The sequence below is a fragment of the Planktothrix serta PCC 8927 genome (genome assembly GCF_900010725.2).
GTDB classification, from domain to species: Bacteria; Cyanobacteriota; Cyanobacteriia; order Cyanobacteriales; family Microcoleaceae; genus Planktothrix; species Planktothrix serta.
Genome location: NZ_LR734865.1, coordinates 76,270 through 96,263 on the forward strand (window position 1 = coordinate 76,270; position 19,994 = coordinate 96,263).

Below are 19,994 nucleotides of genomic sequence, written 5' to 3' on the forward strand. Positions count from 1 at the left end.
CCTGTCCATGACACCGTTTTAGAAGTATAGGCTTCGTTACAATCAATCACAACTTTATGGTTTTCCCAAGCCTTCCATTTCAGAAATTGCTTAAACTCATAATGACTTAGAGTTAGCATTTGCCTGACAGATTTGTTTCTAAGTTGACGTCTTGACTTAGAAACCATCTGTGATGTTTCAAATGTGGGAAGTAAAATTACATCAAAGTTTTCCACTAAAAATCTAGCTGTTTTATGATGTAATTCCTTGACTAAGTTCTGGATTTTACAACGAAGTCTACTCGCTGCTTTTTTGAGGTTTCTTTTCTGTTTACATTTGGCTTTTGATAGTTGAGACACTAATTTGTCTAACTGGAAACATAATTTCTGAATCTGCAAGTTAGAGTCTTTACCTAGCCAACCAAAAGATGTTTCAGAAAAAAATGTCATGAAGGTGCGAACCCCAGGATCTAAGGCAACAACTCTCCCTTGATTCTCGGAATTTAGTTGTTGTACTTTTGTGGAGATGGTCAAGTAATACTCGCCATAAATTAACGTTAATCGACCATCGCTAAAATTATCGGGAAGTAATTCTTTAAATTTACACCCTCCTAATATACTGTGGTAAATCCCACAATCTTTAATCGCTGATTTAGGGATGTAAATTGATTGCTTTACATCCTTTCGACTCCGAAATTTACATCGCCGAATCTTACCATCTACCTTAAACCCTTTCTTTGCAGCTTTAACAGCTAAACAAGCATCTTTGATGGCTATTGATTTAATTTGATAAGGAACAGGTTTAGCCCATTCAGGTAATCCGTTTAAGATTCCTGTTTTAATCGCCATCCAGTTCGCTTTTGTGTCAGGTTGCTGCAAATATTTAAGGGTTTCGTTGTAGACAAATCTACTAACTCCGAACCATTGTTTGAGCAACCCTCTTTGTTCAGGGTTTAGGTAGATTCGGATCTTCTTTGATTTTTTGGCTGTAACTTCTGAGTCCGTGCATCCGACCAGAAAAGACGNGTGAGCTTATCACCTCGCATAAGTCTGACCAGTAACCTCTAGTGTCTCCATCCAGTGTATACAAATTTTGAGTTGATGGTGCATTGTTGTGGCATCGGCATAATAGCGCCTTCCATGACCCGGAAGCACCCACTCAAAGGAATAATTTAGCAATTTTTGGGTCGAATTGACTAAGCTAGGCCAGGAATACCAACAATATTCTCGAAAGGCATATAACTGTTGAAGAGAGTTTGACCAAGCTAAATGATCTCCGGTGAATAAAAATTCATTTTGATAGAGTAAAACCGTGTGTCCTTTCGTATGACCGGGAACCGGAATCACTAATAAATCATCGCTTAATTGAATGTCGTCCGTCCCCATTAATTGAACTTCTACATCTTTTGTTTCTGTGCGAATTTCATCTTGATGTAAAATCCGATCACAGCCAAAATGATCATGAAATTTTTGATGATCTGCGACATCATCTTGATGGGTTAAATACATCCAACGCACTCCCCCTAATTCTTCTAAGCGTTTAACTAAAGGAGGAGCAAATCGAGGAGAATCAATTAAAATATTCCCTTGAGGATATTGAATGAAATAACTGGTTGCCCCAAAAGATGCTTGAGAATGATAGCCACAATGATAAACATTGTTTTTAATTGGAAGGGGGAAAGTTTGTTGAATATTAACAATTTCAGAAGGATTTTCAACGCAGCCAATCGAAGCCGTTGGACAAGATAATAATGCTTGTAAAGCGTGTTCTTGTTCAATTTTATTCAGAGGTTGATGATAAACTGCTGATTGTTCATCCCGACGTTGAAAGACTTCAGGAGCCATCCAGCGACAAGTATCACAATCAATACAAGTCTGATCAACGTAAAAATTCCCCGAAACATTTTGAGAACGGCGTAACTTAAATTTAGCCATAAATTCCTCTTTAAAACTGTTTTAAAATGGGTGTTAACTGCTCCTGTCAATTCAAAATACTTCCTCCTAATTAGCCCTAAAAAATATAGGGATACCAGGTTATTTTTATGATAAAACTTGATTCCCCTTTCCCTATTCCCTAATTTCCTAGTTCTCAACTTGATGAGTCAGTTGTTCTAACTTTAGTTCTAATGTAGACAGTCGTGTCTCTAAATCTTCAAGCTTTTGATGCTGTGTGGCTATTCCCAGGTAAGCACTTAAAGCCTGAATAACAATATCTGACTTAGATTGTCCAGTTGTTGTTACTTTTGCCATAAGTGCTTCATGCAGTTCAGGAGGAATCCTGACTCCTAGAAATGGATTCGGCATTGTTTTTACTAAACTACATTGGGACAATCAATTTTATTAACAAATTTGATTTTATAAGCCTCTTGTTAAAGCTTATCATTTACCCTATATTAATTGTTTAAGTATCTGTTGAAATCCTTTTTTGTTTAAAAAATATTAACTTATGTAACTGAATATGACAATCAACGGGCGGACTGTTAAGTTTGATAACAAATTGAAAACGTATGTTATCATAATCAATAGCAATCTAAGCACTTAGACTGAATCACCCACCCCAAAAGCGAGTGAGTTTCTGTCCCATCATGTCACTGTGCAGGTTATCGGGATTTGTGGGTTGAAGCAGTCCTGGGAACCTGCGACCGTTGATATGATTCGCTTTGGCGTTGCTCCATCAACAGCCAATCCATCCATCATACAAAGCCGATATGAGTGTACAACCCCAAGTTGAAGAAAAACGCAACGGTGAAAAAATCCTCGTTGCTGATGATGAATCCGCGATTCGGCGCATCTTAAAAACTCGTCTTTCGATGGTGGGCTACAATGTTGTAGTCGCCGCCGATGGTTTAGAAACGCTGGAAATGTTTGAACGAGAAAATCCTGACCTTTTAGTTTTGGATGTGATGATGCCGAAACTAAATGGTTATGGAGTTTGCCAAGAACTTCGGACTAAATCCGATGTTCCTATTATTATGTTAACCGCATTAGGGGACGTAGCCGATCGAATTACAGGTTTAGAATTAGGCGCTGATGATTATTTAACTAAACCCTTTTCTCCTAAAGAATTAGAAGCCCGAATTCATGCGATTTTACGACGGTTTAAAGATACGACTTCATCCCATCATCTCAGCCCGGAAGTAATTCAAATTGAAGCCGTGCGAATTGATACCGTCAAACGCCGCGTTTATAAAGGCGATAAAGTGGTTCCCTTAACCTATATTGAATTCAATTTGTTGGAATTGTTGGTTAAACGTTGTGGACAGGCGGTTTCTCGCTCAGAAATTCTCAAAGAATTATGGGGTTATACACCCCGACGCATTGCCGATATGCGGGTTGTGGATGTTCATGTTGCTCGTTTACGCGCGAAAATTGAAGAAGATCAACGCAATCCTGAATATATTTTAACCGTGCGAGGTGTGGGTTATTCTGCCCAACGTTTACCCGGTGTTGAAGAAGCGATCGGTGCTTAATTGTTTTCAAATAAAAATTTTTCAAAATTTCAAAACAACTTTCATTTTTCTCTGAATTTTAAATCTTGGCTATTCCCCTAAAAATAGGAATTATCACTTTTATAGATTAATACAATTTAGGGGTTAAAGTCAAACATTAGAGGAGAAGCGTTCAGGCAAATATAAGAGTCTGAATGTTTCTCCTCTCAGTTTTGCTCAGTATTTATAGCGCTACGCGAAAGGGAACAGGGAACAGGGAACAGGGAACAGTAAGAAGTGAAAGGGTTTCAAGATTTAGAAATGTCCTNCGAATTGTCATTGGAATTCCCAGTGGGGTAACTGGAGTAGAACGACGGGCTGTAATTGAAGCGGCTTCTCAAGCGGGGGCGCGAGATGTCCGACTGATTGATGAACCTGTAGCCGCTGCTATTGGCGCAGGTTTACCTGTTGCGGAACCGACGGGAAATATGATTGTGGATATTGGGGGTGGGACGACAGAAGTTGCGGTTTTGAGTTTACAGGGAACGGTATTGAGTGAGTCAGTTCGAGTCGCCGGAGACGAACTTAACGACGCCATCATCCTGTATATGAAAAAAGTTCATAACTTGGTGATTGGAGAACAAACGGCTGAGGATATCAAAATTAAGATGGGTTCAGCCTATCCCACTTATGCTGATGAAGATAATATTATGGAGGTGCGGGGCATTCATTTATTATCGGGTTTGCCTCGAACGGTGACGATTAAAGCCCCAGAAGTGCGTGAAAGTATGGCAGAACCCTTATCAATTATTATTGATGCTGTGAAACGAACTTTAGAACGGACTCCTCCAGAACTTGCTGCTGATATTATTGATCGGGGCATTATGCTGGCAGGTGGAGGCGCTTTACTTAAGGGAATCGATACCTTAATTAGTCATGAAACTGGAATTATTACCCATATTGCGGCTGATCCTTTATGCTGTGTGGTGTTGGGAACAGGTCGGGTATTAGAAAACTTCAAACAATTGGAACGGGTTTTTAGTGGGAGTTCCCGTAACTTCTAGGCGATGTTCTTAATGGAAGTCGGGGATGGTAACAGTTTTCCATCCTCATCTTTTTTTTACCGTTTAATTTTAATGGGTATGGAAACACGCAGTTGGTGGAATCGGAGCCGGAATCAAATTATTTTACTGGGTTTGGCAATTTTAGCCGCTTGGTTGGTGCGACAAACTCAAGGGGCTGCTTTGTATGAAATGTACTATTGGTTAACTCGTCCTTTTCATTTAGCAACAGCAACGGTTACGGAACAAGATAAAATTGTTCGACAAATTGATCCTCGAATTAATCAGTTAGAAGCTCAACTTCAAGAAGTTCAAATCCAAAATCAAAAGTTTCAAGAACTTTTAAATTATGTCAATTCTAAAAAACAGGATAAAGGTGTTGTTGCTCCTGTGATTGGTCGCAGTGCAGATTCCTGGTGGAAACAAATTATTATCGGTCGTGGGAGTCAGGATGGAATTCAAAATCAGGATTTAGTGGTTGCTCCTGGGGGATTAATTGGACGAGTGATTAATGTCACACCTAACACCAGTAAAGTCATGCTCCTGAGTGACCCCATGAGTCGAATTGGGATCACGATTAGTCGCAGTCGAAATATGGGATTTCTCAAGGGAAAAGCCATTGAACAAGGCGTTATGGAGTTTTTTGAAAGTGATCCGAATGTCAAAGTCGGGGATGTTGTGGTCACCTCTGCTTATAGTCAAATTGTACCGCCCGGTATCCCGATTGGAAAAGTGATTTCTGTGGATATGAATAAAGCTCCGGCTCCTGAAGCTATTCTGGAATTTTTTGCTCCTATTTCTTCTTTAGAATGGGTGATTGTTTACCGCAATCAAAAATTAAATTCTGAATCGAATAAAACCTCTAATCCTTCTATAGAATTACCGAAAAATTAAAAATAATATTTCAGAACAGGGAACAGGGAACAGGGAACAGGGAACAGGGAAGAAATAATTTCTTTCCCTGCTATAAGACAGATTAAAATCCGTGAAATCCGTGAAATCCGCTTAAATCCGCGATCGCTGTTCCCTGCTATAACTGATGAAGATAAATTTTGATGTTTAAACGTGACAACTTCCCAATTTTTTTCATGACTCTTAAATCCTATCAACTCTTAAATTGGACTGTTACCGTTATTTCCCTAATGATTTGTATCTGGTTATCTTTAGTCCGTATCCCTGGCTTAGAATTGTTTGGAATTATCCCTAACTGGGTGTTAATTTGGTTGGTGGCTTGGAGTCTAAAACGAACCTTGTTAGAAGCTATTGTCGGGGGTTTATCCTGTGGGTTAATTTTAGATGGATTAACACGAGCCCAACCTTCCCATATTATTCCGTTTATTGCCGTTGGAATTTTAACCGTCATTATCTACAAACGAATTATCAAAAAAATTCAAGAGGATTTTATTTCAGTGGCTTTGATTGTTTTTGGCATGGCTATTATGCTGGAAACGATTCGAGGTTTACAATTAAGTATCTCTGGATATTCAGATTTAGAGAATCTTTGGTTACATCAACAAGGGGTGGCACTTTCAACGGCAATTCTCAGCAGTTTGTGGGCTCCTGTCATCTATTTGCCGCTTAGTCGTTGGTGGGCATTGATGGCACCCTCAAATAAACTAAAATCTTAGGGGCGGGTAGAAACCCGATTTCTGTACAAATCTTCCGTTGTTTAATCATCTTGATTCAAGAAACCGGGTTTATGGTTAATTAGGGAAGATTTCAAAAAACCCGCCTCTACACGCGCTCAGGAAAATTTTATGCTTAAACATAGCGACTTCGACCAAACAGATACAGCAATTCGCGCTAAAATTCTTAGCGAAGCCCTCCCCTATATTCAAAAGTTTTCTAATCGTACTATTGTGGTGAAATATGGGGGGGCTGCGATGAAGGATAGTAGCCTCAAAGATAAGGTGATGCAGGATATTGTATTACTGTCTTTTGTCGGAATTCGAGTGGTAGTTGTTCATGGAGGAGGCCCAGAAATTAACAGTTGGTTGGCAAAATTGGGAATTGAACCTCAATTTAAAAATGGGTTGCGAGTCACGGATGCGGCTACGATGGATGTGGTGGAAATGGTGTTAGTCGGTCGGGTGAATAAAGAAATTGTTTCTCTCATTAACCAAGCGGGAGGAGAAGCTGTTGGGTTATGTGGGAAGGATGCTAATTTAATTAAAGCTCGTCCTCAAGGTCAAGCGGATATTGGCTTTGTTGGGGAAGTTAGTAGTGTGAATACTAAACTATTAGAGTCTTTAGTTAGTAGTGGTTATATTCCGGTTGTTTCTAGTGTGGCAACGGATGAAAACGGACAAGCCTATAATATGAATGCTGATACTGTTGCGGGGGAAATTGCGGCAGCATTAGGGGCTGAAAAGTTAATTCTATTAACAGATACGGCGGGAATTTTGGAGGATTATCATAATCCTGATACTTTAATTGCCCAAGTTAATATTCAGGAAGCCCGACAGTTAATTGACAAAGGAATTGTTTCTGGGGGTATGATTCCTAAAGTCACTTGTTGTGTGAGAAGTTTAGCCCAAGGGGTGCGGGCTGCTCATATTTTAGATGGTCGTGTTCCCCATGCGTTAATCCAAGAGGTATTCACAGATTCAGGAATAGGAACAATGATTGTTGCCTCAGAATTTATGCTGTAAAATTTAGGAGAATCCTAACAAATTTAATAATACCTTCGCTATGTCTTTTTAGGTTGGCTTTCATTGCGTTCTAACCCCTCTAAGAATTAGAGCTTTTTTGAGTTTGGCGAAGGTATTGTTCTTGGCGTAAAGCGTTGATATCTGTACCACAAATTGCCTGAAGATGGCGAGTAATCGTTTGAATATCCCAATCCCACCACCGAATATTTAAAAGTTCTTCAATCAGGGATTCTTCAAACCGTTTACGGATTTCTTGAGCCGGATTTCCCCCGACAATACTATAGGGTGAAACGTTACGGGTGACAACTGCTTGAGAGGCAATAATTGCCCCATCCCCAATTTCAATACCGGGCATAATTGTAGCTCCATAACCTATCCAAACATCATTCCCAATAATTGTATCCCCTTTATTCGGCCAGGAATCGGGCATCGCAAATTCCCAACCCTGACCAAAAACCGGAAAGGGATAATTTGTTAACCAATCTGTTCGATGGTTGCCGCCATTCATAATAAATTTAACATCGGAAGCAATGGAGCAAAATTTACCAATAATCAGTTTATCACCGATGAAATCAAAATGGTAAAGAACATTTTTTTCAAAGTTTTCGGGGTTTTCAAAATCATCATAATAGGTGTAATCCCCAACGATAATATTAGGGTTTTTAACAATAGTTTTAAGATAAACTAATCGGGTTTGTTGAGGAAGGGGATATCGAGTATTGGGAGAGGGGCCGTAATTCATAAGCTATATCAGGGAATAGAGAACAATGAAACTAACGAAATTCAACTAATTTTTGATCGCCAATTTCTAATTGTTGTTCTTGTTGGTCAAACCAATCTAAAATTCGATTCCATGCCCACCATCGGTCAGGATCATTAAATTGATTTTGACAAACTTTACTGCTAATATAACCGACATGACCTCCGTAGTTTGTGGAAACTAAATTAATGGCAGAATTTTGATCACTAGCTGCTTTTAAATCAGGAATAATTGTGGGATCAAACAGGGGATCATCTTCTGCATATAAAATTAATGTAGGTTTGCTGAGTTGAGGGATTAACTGTAACCCGCTACTGGCTTGATAATAGTCTTCAACGCTTTTAAAGCCTAAGCGTTCAATCACTAATTCATGGTCAAATCCCCAAATCGAATTCGCCCGTTTAATGGCTTCTGGATCAATATCATTGGGGTGATGTTGATAAAGATTTCTAGCTAATTTTTTGAGTTCTTTAGTAATTGCTCGTTCTAAATATTTCCCCCAAGAATGTTGCATTAAATAAGATAAAGAACGAATTGAATCTAAACTGGGGCAAATCACTGCACCTCCAGCGATATCTGAATCTTTTAAGTCTAAATCTGCTCCCCATTGATGCACCGTTTGAGCAGTTTTAATCCCCCATAAAGCTAATTGTCCGCCTAAAGAATAACCTGTAAACCAAAAGGGAGTCGGACAACCTATTTGTTTAGATTGTGCCGCAATTCTGACAAAATCTTCCCCTTCATATAAGCCATCGGAGGTTAATGTGGGGGATAATTCTGCTGTTTTTCCATGGGCTCTCCAATCAAATAAAACGACGGCATAACCCGCAGCAAAGGCTTTTCTTCCCCAGAGCCTTAAAAACCATTGATTGTCTAAAGTTCCAGTAATTCCATAGGTTGAAACAATTGTTCCTCTAGGGTTTTTAGGAATTGCAACGATACCATAAATCGGAATTCCTCCCGCCCCTAAAAAGACGACTTCTTGATAAGGAGGCTCAGGTAAATTGATATTTTTTTCCCAAGTTCGGCTGGCTCTTAATGCTGCATAAACCGTCATTAAAAAGCCATTTTTTAAGGTAAAAGGAGGCTGATAAATTGGATGATTCATTGAAGTTTTACAAGGGGTTGGTTCGTTCACTGGAAATAGAGTCACAAATTTCAGGACTGCTTACTTCTGAAAACAGATGTTTGAGAAGGAAGGTCATAAATTTGAGGAAGCTATAGGTCAAAGGATTAGCCTCATTGTTATTTTACAATAAAAATGCGAGATAATTGAAGGACGGTTAGGAGGAAGCGAATCATGAATAATACGGGTTGAGTTAAAATTAGTAAATATTTAGGCTGTTAAGCCTTAGATGCTTTTGAAGAACCGATTTATTGAAAATTATAAATCTGCCGTATATCTCTATAAATATTAAACTTAAAATGCTAATTGATCAGGGGCAAAAGATTGGTAGCTTTTAGAATTTTTGGGCTGCCTACTGAGCTTATATTTAACGATATCGAACTCACGTCACCCTACCTAAAGATAGAATCTGAGCGATCGCATCTATTCCTCAGATCCAAGAAAATAGGAGAAATGTGCAGTATTTGTGCAATTTCAGGTGTTCTAATCTTGAAGAGATCGTAACTTGCCGTTTTTTTACGAGTTAGTTACATTAATTTACAGAACGTTACATCAAGCAAAACAGGAGTAACAACCATGCAAAACACACAAACACAATTAACCAATAGCCCTGAACAACAACAGCGCAATCATTGGGATTGGGGATTTACCCCTGGTGCAGAAAACTGGAATGGCCGTTTGGCGATGATTGGCTTTATCAGTGCGATTATTGTCGAACTGATGTCAGGTCAAGGCTTTCTTCACTTCTGGGGTTTGATGTAATGGGATATCCCACTACATCACCCTAGAAACCAAAAGCATTAAAACCGGATGATGACCGGATTAAACAACAGAATTTAATTCGCAAGAAGATTTTAACATGACTTGAGAGGATGGGATACAAACTCTCAAGTTTTTAATATAGGGGGAACAGGAAACAGGGAAAAGAGAACACAAATCTACAAATTTCTGCCGAAACTCAATCTTTTTTAAAGTTTGTTTCGGCAGGTTAATTTTTAACCGTAATGTTTCCATAAACGGTTTGAAAGATAGGACGCTGATTCATCCTCAAGGGAGGATAATCAAACCCTTTGTTCCTCAGTATCGGATTGTTTATACCCACCTAGAATCAACATCCTCTAACGGATATATTCTTTCAAAATACTATTGCGGTTAGGATGGCGTAACTTTCTGAGAGCTTTTGCTTCTATTTGACGAATACGCTCACGGGTGACATTAAAAATTTGACCAATTTCTTCTAATGTCTTCATGCGGCCATCATCTAATCCATAACGCAACCGTAATACATCTCGTTCACGGGGACTGAGAGTGTCTAATACATTTTCTAAATCTTCTCGTAATAAATTTTTAGAAACTTGATCTTCAGGAGTTTCGCCATCAGATTCAATAAAGTCTCCTAAACGAGAATCTTCCTCTTTCCCAATGGGTGTTTCTAAGGAAATGGGAAGTTGAGCAGACTTAGCAATAAACCGCAATTTTTCGATGGTCATTTCCATGCGAGTTGCGATTTCTTCTTCGGTCGGTTTGCGACCCATTTCTTGAGAGAGTAGTTTGGTCGTCTTTTTTATTCGAGAAATGGTTTCATAGAGGTGAACCGGAAGCCGAATGGTTCGAGACTGATCAGCAATGGCCCGCGTAATGGCTTGACGAATCCACCATGTAGCGTAAGTTGAAAATTTGTAGCCTTTTTCGTGATCAAATTTCTCAGCGGCACGAATTAATCCTAAACTGCCTTCTTGAATCAAGTCTTGGAAAGACAGACCGCGATTCATGTATTTTTTGGCAATAGAAACCACCAGTCTCAGGTTAGACTGTACCATCTTATCTTTAGCCCGACGACCGATATACAGACGGCGGCGGAACTCTGGTAATCTCATATCAACGGCGCTCGCCCATTCCTGCTCATTGGGTTCTCGATGGTAATGTTCCATCAATTTTTCCCGAATTCGCTCTAGTTCCAATAAGTCAGCAATTTTTCGAGCGAGTTCAATTTCTTCATCCGCTCGTAATAATCGAATCCGACCGATTTCTTGCAGATAGAGGCGAATTGAATCTTCTGTGTAATGCTTTTTCTTTGCCTGAGTACGACGCCGAGATTTAGCAGCTTTACCTGCTTTAGTCTCATCATCTTCATCCGCTGTCACCTCCTCTAGGATGTCTTCTTCATCAATTAAATCTTCTTCATCCGGTTCAAGATCATCCAAATCCGGGGGAGTGATGTTGCTAGGGGTTGGAAGGGGAAGAAACGATAATGTTTCTGTCTCAGGCTTTGTGGTTGCGAGTCCGTTGTTAATCTGGATCATGCCGCGTTCCTCATGCTCCTCAATTAGTAAAAATCAATCACAGAATAGAAATGTCTATCAGTAGACTATTGAACCAGTGGCATACTGTTTCAAGTTTCAACATTTGCCCACCGAGTTACTGAGTGAATGATCATAACTCACTTCAGTCCTAACATAGGAAGACAAATATTCAAAGGTGATCATTGGATTGCACCAAGACCTTTCCGATTGTAGCCTTTCTGACAAAAATTGCACGGTTTGTCAAAAAGGAGATTTGATCACCCGGATTCACAGTTGGGGGATTAATCAAGTTAAGGGTTGAGCACAACGACCGATACTTTTTTGCTAACATTTGCTAACAAACACATAAGTTAAGATACTCTCTCAACCAAGGCGTATCAACCAATGCACGAANTCTGAGTGGTATGTATGCCATGTTTCAAACTATAGCATACATTAACATCTGTTAACAAAACTTACACTGTTGAATAACCCTTTTACCTGCTCAGATTTGATGAATTATATGGGGATGATCACATTTGTTTAGGGGATCTCAAAGGGGAATAATAGGATGATTCACTAAAATCTTAGCGAACTCTTTTCAAATTGGGTTATAATCCCACGAATCAATATTGAAGAGAGTATGAAGGCAAGCCACCTTAATACACCCTGATAGAATTTGTTGTCTCAGTTGACGCATAGAGAAGTGTAATTCACTCAAAATTTGCTGATGTTCTCCTCCGTGATTCTGAAGGGAACTGTAAGTTTCTGCTCCTTGAAAGTAAGGAACGGTTGGGTTCTTGTCAAAAAAGGATTCAATTCAAGGGAGGTTGGGGTTGTTGACAATTGAATCACAATGAGTTAATCGCTCTGAATCTTGCAACAACCTTACCTTTTGGGATTGTTCTTTATTGTAAGTTAACTTAAATCTCCGTTTTTGGTGCGCGATCAAACGTTAAATCACGTTAAGTTTTTGACGTCGTGAGGTTGAGCTATTCTTCAACCGCTTTGAGGGATGGAAGCCGGGGCAAAAACCTGGAAAATGATGTTTTTGTCGCCCTTTCTCCCCTTCTCCCTGTTAATGCTTAGTAGATTTGCTTTTCGCTTCTAAAGTTTCGAGGCGACTCCGAAGTTCTTGATTTTCTTTTTTGATTTTGTCAAGTTCTTCTCGAAGTTTTTTCAACCCAGGTTCTGAACCAATTTTTCCCTGAACACTTTGAATAGCTTCTTCAGCACGGCGACGAACTCGTCCGTCTAGGGTTTGGTCGGCTAAAGATTGCAATACATCCATCGCTTTTGAGGTTTCCATCTGTTCTAAAGAGGCGACAACGGCGACTTGAGTTAGGAAAAAGGTTTCATTAGATAATTCCTCTAAGCGCTGTAAAATTCGCTCGGTATTGGTTGGGGTTTGACCTGTGGAAATACTACCTAAAGCACGAATGGAAGTTAACCGTAACGCTTGGGGAATACCGGGGGCGGTATATTTTAAAATCAGGTTCAAGGCATCTTCTGAGGTTTTCATTTTACTCAGTCCTGAAATAGCCCCAGAACGCACAACTTCATTCCATCCTTCCCTTTCTTTGAGAACAGATTTTAAGAGTTTAATCGTTTGTTCAATTAGATGTTTATCTTCACAATGAGTCGCTGCAATTTCTCCTAACGCCGTTGCTGTTGAAGCTTCAACTAAATAACTGGGATCTCCCTTTTCTAAAAGGGGTTTTAACACTTGATAACTCTCGGTGGTTTTCAGTTTAGCTAAACTATTAATCACCGCACGTCTGACCCGCGCATCTTCATCAGTTAAACCCGCTACTAATCCCTCAAAGACTTGATCTAATTTGACTCGAACTAATTGTTTAGCAACTTCCACCCGCACCCCCCAAAACTTATCATTTTTTAAGGCATTTGACAAGGCTTTAACGGCTTCTAATCCGCCTTTTTTGGCTAAGGCTTTAGCGGCATAAATTCGAGAAATGGGATCGGGATCATATTGCAATTGTGCCTTTAATTCAGCGATCGCATAATCCAAAGTCAAAGTTTTGAGAATATTATTATCAACATCAAAGCTAATAAAAGCAGGTTTTTCCTCTAAAGGGAAATAGAAGGTTTGTTCGCGTTCATGGACTCTAACCGTAAAGGTTTTAAGGGGAACAGGAGTTTCAGGAGCTTTTTTATCCGGTTTATATCCAAAACCAATGGGTATTTTTAAATCAAATAAGTTTTGCTCGCTGAGTTTATCCCCATCCTTGGCTTGAGTTTGTTTAATTGTGATTTTGGCTAATTTACTATTATTATCCCAACAGTAAGAGACTTTATAATCAGGGTGTCCGCCTCGAAACACATATTGATCAAATAGGGGAAGTAAATTAGATCCGGTTGATTTTTCGAGCGCTCGTAATAAATCAATAGTTTCTACGGTTTTATGAGCATTATCTTGAACAAAGGTTTGAATCGCTTTTTGAAACAGTTCATCCCCTAATTCTGTTCTAATCAGATGATAAACACAAGCGCCTTTTTCATATAAATGGCGGTCATAAAGTTCAATTGCTTCTCGATAAATATGGGTAACAATGGGGCGACGATAGCGAGAACTATCCTCAGAAAAATAGTTTCTGGCTTGATTTAAACGGTAATAAGCCGCTTCGGATTTGCCATATTGTTGTTCTGTCCATAATACCTCAGTATAGGTCGCCATGCCTTCTTTAATCCAAGCGTGTGACCAATGTTTAATGACTACTAAATCCCCGAACCATTGATGGGCTAATTCATGGGCTACTAAACTTTCTGTGTTACGATTATCTAGGGTAGCTCGTTCATCTAATAAACAGCGATCGGTTAATAACGTTGTTGAGGTATTTTCCATTCCGCCAAAAATGAAGTCATCTACACAAACTTGAGCATATTTCGGATAGGGATAGGAATAGCCAAAATATTGAGAGAAAAATTCAATCATTTGCGGGGTTTTCCCCATGCTGCGGAGAGCATCTTCTTGACGATTTTTCTCAACATAATATAAAACTGGAATTCCATTCCATTCGTCTTTAATTTCGGCAAAATCTCCCACCGCTAAGGTCATTAAATAAGTGGGATGAACTTGTTTTTGTGACCAATGGTAAATTTTGGTTTTACCTTTGGTTTCAGTGTGAATTAACTCTCCATTGGAAATCGCTAAATATTGTTTAGGAACTTGTACTCGAATTTCTGAAGTTGCGAGTTGTCCGGGGTAGTCAAAACAAGGAAACCAAAAGCGAGAATCTTCATCTTCTCCCTGTGTCCAAACTTGAATCGGTTTGTCAGGATAATTTTTATTCGGACTAATAAAATAAAGTCCGCGTTGGGGGTTGGTGACAGCATAAGTGATCACCAATTTTATTAACTGATTAACGGTTGTGGGTTGATTGAGATGAATCTGTAACTGTTCGCCATCATAGTCAAACTCTTGCTGATTTTGTTCAATTTTTACCTCTTTAATTTCTAAGTTAACAGCATCTAATGTTAAGGTATCAATTCCACTTTTAACCGGATTCAAATGTAGGGTACAAGTTCCTTGAAAACTTTGATTAGGAATATCAAGAACTAAGTCCAGAGCAATATGTTGTACTTGACCTGGACGGTCAGGGTTATAATGGGGGCGAGCGCCGGGTAACTCGAAGGACTTGTGGGTATCCGTTTCCGTATCAAAGTAAAAATTCAGCATCAAGTACAATCAAACTCAAGAATAAGGGATAGGAAAACGCGCTATGCGTATCGCTTCATTATATAGCTAGTCTCAATCCGTTGTCTAAATTAGTGTTTTTGGGGTAGAGACGCGCCATGGCGCGTCTCTACGGGAGACTTTTTAACTAGGAGTTTCTTGTTTTTGTCTCAATTGTTGGATTTGTTCTATACTTAATCCGGTGGTTTGGCTGATGGTTTGATCATCTAATAAACCGATTAATTGTTGAGCAATTTCTAGTTTAGATTCTTGTTTACCTTGTTCAATACCTTGTTCAATACCTTGTTGAATGCCTTGTTTTAAAGCTTTTTCTCTAGCTAATCGAACTGCTTTTTTAATCGCATTACGTTGATCATAAATATAGATTTCACGTTTTTCTAAATCTTCGAGTTCTGCGGGGGTTAAGGTAGTTTCATTGGCAATAGTAAAGGCTTTTTGAAGTTGAGGAATATTTGCCATTGTTTCAGGAATAGTTTCTAAGGTTTTAGCACTTTTAATAAAATATATCCATTTATCGGTTAAGGTTTCTAACTCATTAATTGAGGCCTTAAATTTGGGAAGTTCTACAAAAACTAATTCTATATCATAAATCAGATAATCCACTAAAAACTCTTTTTCTTTTAAAATAAACCGAGAAATGACTTTATCCAGATTAGGGAACATCTCAAAATCCGTAATTGTAACGGCAATAACTGGATTTAATAAGGTGTAATCTTCGCCACTTTTTAACTGAATTGAATAGGCTTTAGCTGCATTGTATAAAATTCGTTTTTCAAATCCTTCTATATTCAAGATCTGCATTTCAATAATAACGGTTTTATTCCCGGTTATTGTGGCTTTGACATCCAAATAAGTATCTTTAATCCCTCGGATTTTAGGAGCTTGATAGGGATTGAGAATCGTTAAATCTTCAATAGCCGGATTTTCGGGATAAAGAATACTATTTAAAAAACTGATTAAAATATCTTTGCTATCTTCAGAGCCAAATATTTTTTTAAAGGCAAAGTCTGTTTTAGGATTAATGAATCGCATATTAATTCTCCTCATAATAGGGGTGGGAATTGTTAACTGATATAGCCATCCTAAATTAGTGGTAATAATTTAAAATTTTCTTAACCTTTAACCGTCAGCCCTCAAGCTGAATAGATTAAGGTTTGTTGTATAAAAATACTAGCAATTATTATAATACAATGTTATCATCCTATAACAAATGGGTTGCCACGATGCAATCCCCCTCCTAAAATCTAAAGATTGAAACAGAGAATTAGAGATTATTCAACGGTTTCCTTTTATCTGGAGATACTTACTTATGCAGCATAGACCCCGACCCCCTTTTCCTCTAAGCGCTAACCTGAGTATAGGTAATTCGGGAGTCTCCAAGGGGGAAGAAATATGAAGATAGCAACGCGAGTCGAAAAGGTTCCGCCGTCTGTAACGCTGGCGATCTCAGCGAAGGCAAAAGCCATGAAAGCTGAGGGGATGGATGTCTTAAATTTTAGCGTGGGCGAACCGGACTTCGATACCCCTAAGCATATTGTTGCTGCGGCGAAACAGGCTTTAGATGAAGGCAAAACTCGCTATGGCCCAGCAGCCGGGGAACCGAAGTTACGCTCATTAATTGCTCAAACCTTAAGTAAAGAAACAGGTTTAGACTATAAAAGTGACAATATTGTTGTTACTAATGGCGGTAAACATTCCCTCTACAATTTGATGGTAGCGGTGATCAATCCTGGGGATGAAGTGATTATTCCTGCTCCCTATTGGTTAAGCTATCCTGAAATGGTAAAACTGGTAGAAGGGGTTCCGGTAATTGTGACGACGGGAGCAGATACGGGTTATAAAATAACGCCGGAAATGCTGCGTCAATCCATTACACCGAAGACAAAACTTTTTGTTTTGAATTCTCCCTCAAATCCTACAGGAATGGTGTATACCCCGGATGAAATTCGCGCCTTAGCAGCAGTGGTAGTTGAGACAGGTACTTTAGTGGTTTCGGATGAAATTTATTCTAAAATTATTTACGATGATGTCAAGCATTTAAGTATTGCATCAGCCCATCCCGAAAGCTATAAATACACCTTAATTAGTAGTGGTTTTGCGAAATCCTTTGCGATGACAGGGTGGCGCATTGGCTATTTAGCCGGAGATCTGGATATTATTAAAGCCACAACCCGTGTGCAAAGTCATAGTACCTCTAATGTTTGTACGTTTGCTCAATATGGTGCGATCGCAGCGTTAGAAAACTCCTTAGATTGTGTTGAAGAAATGCGTCTAGCCTTTGCTAAACGGCGAGAGGTGATGTTTGAGTTATTAAATGCAATTCAAGGAATTAGTTGTTTGAAACCGGATGGCGCATTTTATATGTACATTAATATTGCCAAAACGGGTTTAAATTCCGTTGATTTCTGTAACTTTATACTGGAAGAAAAACAGTTAGCCGCCGTACCCGGTCAAGCCTTTGGAAATGATGATCATATTCGTTTATCTTATGCAACGGATTTAATCACAATTGAAAGAGGAATTCAACGCTTAGAGGAGTTTGTTCAGTCTAAAATTTAGGGGTATTTAAGGGGGTGTTAGATGTTGGATATTGTTGATTGTCGGTCAAGCGTCAACACCCCTTTTTATATTGAATCTCGAACCCTTGTAAACCTTCTGGTTCTTCAAAATGGACGATTACATCCCTAGGATGGGCAGATTTTGGCCCGTGATAACACCACTGAATCATCCCATCCACCGTGTTTCGATTTCCTTCAAATACCGCTTCGACTCGACCATCCGCTAAATTTCTCACCCAACCCTGAATTCCTCGATGAGTCGCTTGTTTTTGGGTGTAGTAGCGATATCCCACCCCTTGGACTTGTCCCGATACAAAAACGTGAGCGCGAACGATAATAGATTCAGATGACATTTCCATTGACGAATTCAGATAAGCAACATATACATATCTTGAGAGATTATATTCGTTTTAGATAAAATAGGAGTGATTTTATGGTTTGGGGCAATTTAGTGATTATGTTAATCGTTGGAGTCGTGGTTGGGGTGGGAATTGCCTACCTGTGGTTTCAAAAACAGATTTCCCAGCAAAAACAAAGTATAGAGGGAAGAATTCGTCAAGAACGGGAGGAACAGGAAAAATCACATCAGATTCGTCAACAACAAACCATTCAACAGTTACAACAGGAACATCAAAATCAACTTCAGCAAGTTAGACAAACGGTAGAAACTGAATATATCGCTGAACGGGAACAGATGGGTATACAGTTACAGGAGAAAGATACTCAAATTCAACAGGTGAGTCAATCCCTGGCTGAATCTGAAATTCAACAACAACAACTCACGGAACAGTTACAACAAAGTGAAGCTCAAATTACAGAACTGAATCAAATTTTGACTCAGTATCAAACTATGCTGGAACAAGTGACTGCTGAATTAGAAGCCAGTCAAGCACAGGTTCAAGCATCAAGTCAGTCTTTGGGTGAGCAGGAGGTTCAATCTCCTATTTTGATAGAAGAATCAACTCCAGTAATTGAACTCACTCTAACTTTACCGGAAACACCAGAGGAAACACCCGTTATTGAGGAGGAAGTTACAGAACAACAACTCACTGTAATTGAAGTAGAACCCCCAATTGTTTCAGAAGAAATTCTTGGGTCTACAGTTGCCGAATCTCCAACGGTTTCAGAAATTATTACTGAGTCTACAATTGCCGAATCACCGACGGTTTCAGAAATTATTACTGAGTCTACAATTGCCGAATCTCCAACAGTTTTAGAAGCAATTACTGATTCTACAATTGCCGAATCTCCAACGGTTTCAGAAATTATTACTGAGTCTACAATTGCCGAATCACCGACAGTTTCAGAAATTATTACTGACCCGGCTATTTTGAATTCAGAAAAAATCACATTACCTCCAATAAAAGCAACGTCAGAGGAACAATTAATTGAGCAAATTCTGACCATTGGAACATCGGGAAACTTAGGAGCAATTAACACCTTAACAGGATATCTTCAAAATCCTAATCCTCAAGTGCGTTATTCTGTTGCAGCAACATTAGGAAAAATTACTGCTTCTCGTCGTCTAAGTCGGGAAGTGCAACAAACGATTCCTATTTTGACTCGTTTGAGTCAAGATCTTGATCCGAGTGTTCGTCAGCAAGCGATTATTGCATTAGGGAATATTCCCTCTCAGCAAGTGATTCCAATTTTACAAAAAGCATTACGAGATACTCAAAGTTCAGTTGCACAATCCGCTAGTCTAGCATTAAATAAATTCAAAGTTTATCGTGTGCGTCCTAAATCTCAACCGAAATCTCTAATGTTGAGAAAACCGAATATATCTAGCAATCCTCAATAGGTTGTAGTATTTTATTGTAGGGGTTTGATATCAAAGTCTAACCCCTAAAGTTTTGTTTTATTTGGTGATAACTTTATCGTTTCCCTAGGGATGGGGAATAAAACATAAAGTTTTGATTTTTGTTAACCTTCAACTTGATTTTTGGAAACAAGAATGAAATTTCAAACCTCCTTATTAGCGATCGCTTGTCTTGTTGGTACAGTAAGTATTTCTTTACCTGTTCAAGCTAATTCCTTACAGAATACCCCCATGCAGATAGCTCAGTCTTCTGCACCTGAGAAGACTTATATGACTCCCCAAAGAAATACTAACGAAATTGCGGTTCAAATTGAGGATGGAGAGTTTTTCTTCGCGGGAATGTTAAAGCGGACTTCGGGCAATAAATTTATGGCTGAAGATAAACAAGTTCGTGTGATGTACGATAAAGATACAAGTCGAGTCGTTGTGATCAATGTCGTTACAGGAACAGAATTTTATAACTATATCTTCTCTACTGCGGATGAAGGATCGTTGTAAAAATAATGAGTAATCAGATAGGAAATCCAGAAGTTATTGATATGACCCAGGACTCTTTGGATTCCTACCTGTGCGGGAATGATATTACCAAATGATAGTTAAGTCTTCAGGATCACGC

At 39.0% G+C, this 19,994-nt stretch carries 18 protein-coding genes; 9 read left to right on the forward strand and 9 right to left on the reverse strand.

Annotated elements, in window-relative coordinates; genetic code table 11:
* The 3 genes from PL8927_RS09525 to PL8927_RS09535 all read right to left on the reverse strand — a co-directional run.
* Window positions 1–914, reverse strand: a 914-nt coding sequence (locus tag PL8927_RS09525) for an RNA-guided endonuclease InsQ/TnpB family protein (RefSeq protein ID WP_083620371.1), incomplete at its 3' end; no start/stop codon positions are given.
* A gap of 99 nt (window positions 915–1,013) precedes the next feature.
* On the reverse strand, window positions 1,014–1,913 hold the full coding sequence (locus PL8927_RS09530) for an MBL fold metallo-hydrolase (RefSeq protein ID WP_083620375.1): 900 nt from the start codon (window positions 1,911–1,913) through the stop codon (window positions 1,014–1,016).
* 147 nt (window positions 1,914–2,060) lie between these two features.
* Entirely contained in the window at window positions 2,061–2,282 is a 222-nt protein-coding gene (locus tag PL8927_RS09535) for a ribbon-helix-helix domain-containing protein (protein ID WP_083620379.1), read from the reverse strand.
* A gap of 404 nt (window positions 2,283–2,686) precedes the next feature.
* Here PL8927_RS09535 and rpaB point away from each other — a divergent pair, with 404 nt between their 5' ends.
* From rpaB to argB, 5 genes are all read left to right on the forward strand, one after another.
* Window positions 2,687–3,448 (forward strand): response regulator transcription factor RpaB, encoded by a 762-nt coding sequence (gene rpaB / locus PL8927_RS09540; RefSeq protein ID WP_083620389.1) that lies wholly within the window; start codon window positions 2,687–2,689, stop codon window positions 3,446–3,448.
* A 173-nt stretch (window positions 3,449–3,621) separates the two neighbouring features.
* Window positions 3,622–4,470, forward strand: a complete 849-nt coding sequence (locus PL8927_RS09545) for a rod shape-determining protein (RefSeq protein WP_083620394.1) — start codon at window positions 3,622–3,624, stop codon at window positions 4,468–4,470.
* Window positions 4,471–4,548: 78 nt separating this feature from the next.
* Window positions 4,549–5,361 (forward strand): rod shape-determining protein MreC, encoded by an 813-nt coding sequence (gene mreC / locus PL8927_RS09550; RefSeq protein WP_083620928.1) that lies wholly within the window; start codon window positions 4,549–4,551, stop codon window positions 5,359–5,361.
* A 194-nt stretch (window positions 5,362–5,555) separates the two neighbouring features.
* Window positions 5,556–6,095: a rod shape-determining protein MreD gene (gene mreD / locus PL8927_RS09555; protein ID WP_083620398.1), complete on the forward strand. Its 540-nt coding sequence runs from the start codon at window positions 5,556–5,558 to the stop codon at window positions 6,093–6,095.
* 129 nt (window positions 6,096–6,224) lie between these two features.
* A complete protein-coding gene (gene argB, locus PL8927_RS09560) occupies window positions 6,225–7,118 on the forward strand; it encodes an acetylglutamate kinase (protein WP_083620402.1) in 894 nt (297 codons plus the stop codon).
* Between the two features lie 79 nt (window positions 7,119–7,197).
* Here argB and PL8927_RS09565 read toward each other — a convergent pair whose 3' ends face one another.
* Window positions 7,198–7,860, reverse strand: coding sequence for a CatB-related O-acetyltransferase (locus PL8927_RS09565; RefSeq protein ID WP_083620406.1), 663 nt, complete (start codon window positions 7,858–7,860; stop codon window positions 7,198–7,200).
* 31 nt (window positions 7,861–7,891) lie between these two features.
* Window positions 7,892–8,986: a YheT family hydrolase gene (locus PL8927_RS09570; protein ID WP_083620410.1), complete on the reverse strand. Its 1,095-nt coding sequence runs from the start codon at window positions 8,984–8,986 to the stop codon at window positions 7,892–7,894.
* A 594-nt stretch (window positions 8,987–9,580) separates the two neighbouring features.
* Between PL8927_RS09570 and PL8927_RS09575 the strand changes: the two genes are divergently transcribed.
* Entirely contained in the window at window positions 9,581–9,766 is a 186-nt protein-coding gene (locus PL8927_RS09575) for a hypothetical protein (protein WP_083620414.1), read from the forward strand.
* A 356-nt stretch (window positions 9,767–10,122) separates the two neighbouring features.
* Here the strand turns inward: PL8927_RS09575 and rpoD are convergent, their stop codons facing one another.
* From rpoD to PL8927_RS09590, 3 genes are all read right to left on the reverse strand, one after another.
* Window positions 10,123–11,307, reverse strand: coding sequence for an RNA polymerase sigma factor RpoD (gene rpoD / locus PL8927_RS09580; RefSeq protein ID WP_083620420.1), 1,185 nt, complete (start codon window positions 11,305–11,307; stop codon window positions 10,123–10,125).
* Between the two features lie 1,057 nt (window positions 11,308–12,364).
* On the reverse strand, window positions 12,365–14,983 hold the full coding sequence (locus tag PL8927_RS09585) for a M1 family metallopeptidase (protein ID WP_083620424.1): 2,619 nt from the start codon (window positions 14,981–14,983) through the stop codon (window positions 12,365–12,367).
* A gap of 141 nt (window positions 14,984–15,124) precedes the next feature.
* Window positions 15,125–16,033 (reverse strand): Rpn family recombination-promoting nuclease/putative transposase, encoded by a 909-nt coding sequence (locus PL8927_RS09590; RefSeq protein WP_083620429.1) that lies wholly within the window; start codon window positions 16,031–16,033, stop codon window positions 15,125–15,127.
* Window positions 16,034–16,393: 360 nt separating this feature from the next.
* Between PL8927_RS09590 and PL8927_RS09595 the strand changes: the two genes are divergently transcribed.
* The gene (locus tag PL8927_RS09595) at window positions 16,394–17,560 is read left to right on the forward strand and encodes a pyridoxal phosphate-dependent aminotransferase (protein ID WP_083620433.1); all 1,167 of its coding nucleotides are present in this window, start codon (window positions 16,394–16,396) and stop codon (window positions 17,558–17,560) included.
* 52 nt (window positions 17,561–17,612) lie between these two features.
* Here the strand turns inward: PL8927_RS09595 and PL8927_RS09600 are convergent, their stop codons facing one another.
* Window positions 17,613–17,912: an acylphosphatase gene (locus PL8927_RS09600; RefSeq protein ID WP_156093148.1), complete on the reverse strand. Its 300-nt coding sequence runs from the start codon at window positions 17,910–17,912 to the stop codon at window positions 17,613–17,615.
* Window positions 17,913–17,992: 80 nt separating this feature from the next.
* Here PL8927_RS09600 and PL8927_RS09605 point away from each other — a divergent pair, with 80 nt between their 5' ends.
* Together PL8927_RS09605 and PL8927_RS09610 are read left to right on the forward strand one after the other, a co-directional pair.
* On the forward strand, window positions 17,993–19,360 hold the full coding sequence (locus PL8927_RS09605) for a HEAT repeat domain-containing protein (RefSeq protein ID WP_083620441.1): 1,368 nt from the start codon (window positions 17,993–17,995) through the stop codon (window positions 19,358–19,360).
* A gap of 153 nt (window positions 19,361–19,513) precedes the next feature.
* Window positions 19,514–19,876 carry a hypothetical protein gene (locus PL8927_RS09610; protein WP_083620443.1) on the forward strand — a complete coding sequence of 121 codons (363 nt, stop codon included), beginning with the start codon at window positions 19,514–19,516 and terminating at the stop codon, window positions 19,874–19,876.
* The last annotated feature ends 118 nt before the right edge of the window (window positions 19,877–19,994 follow it).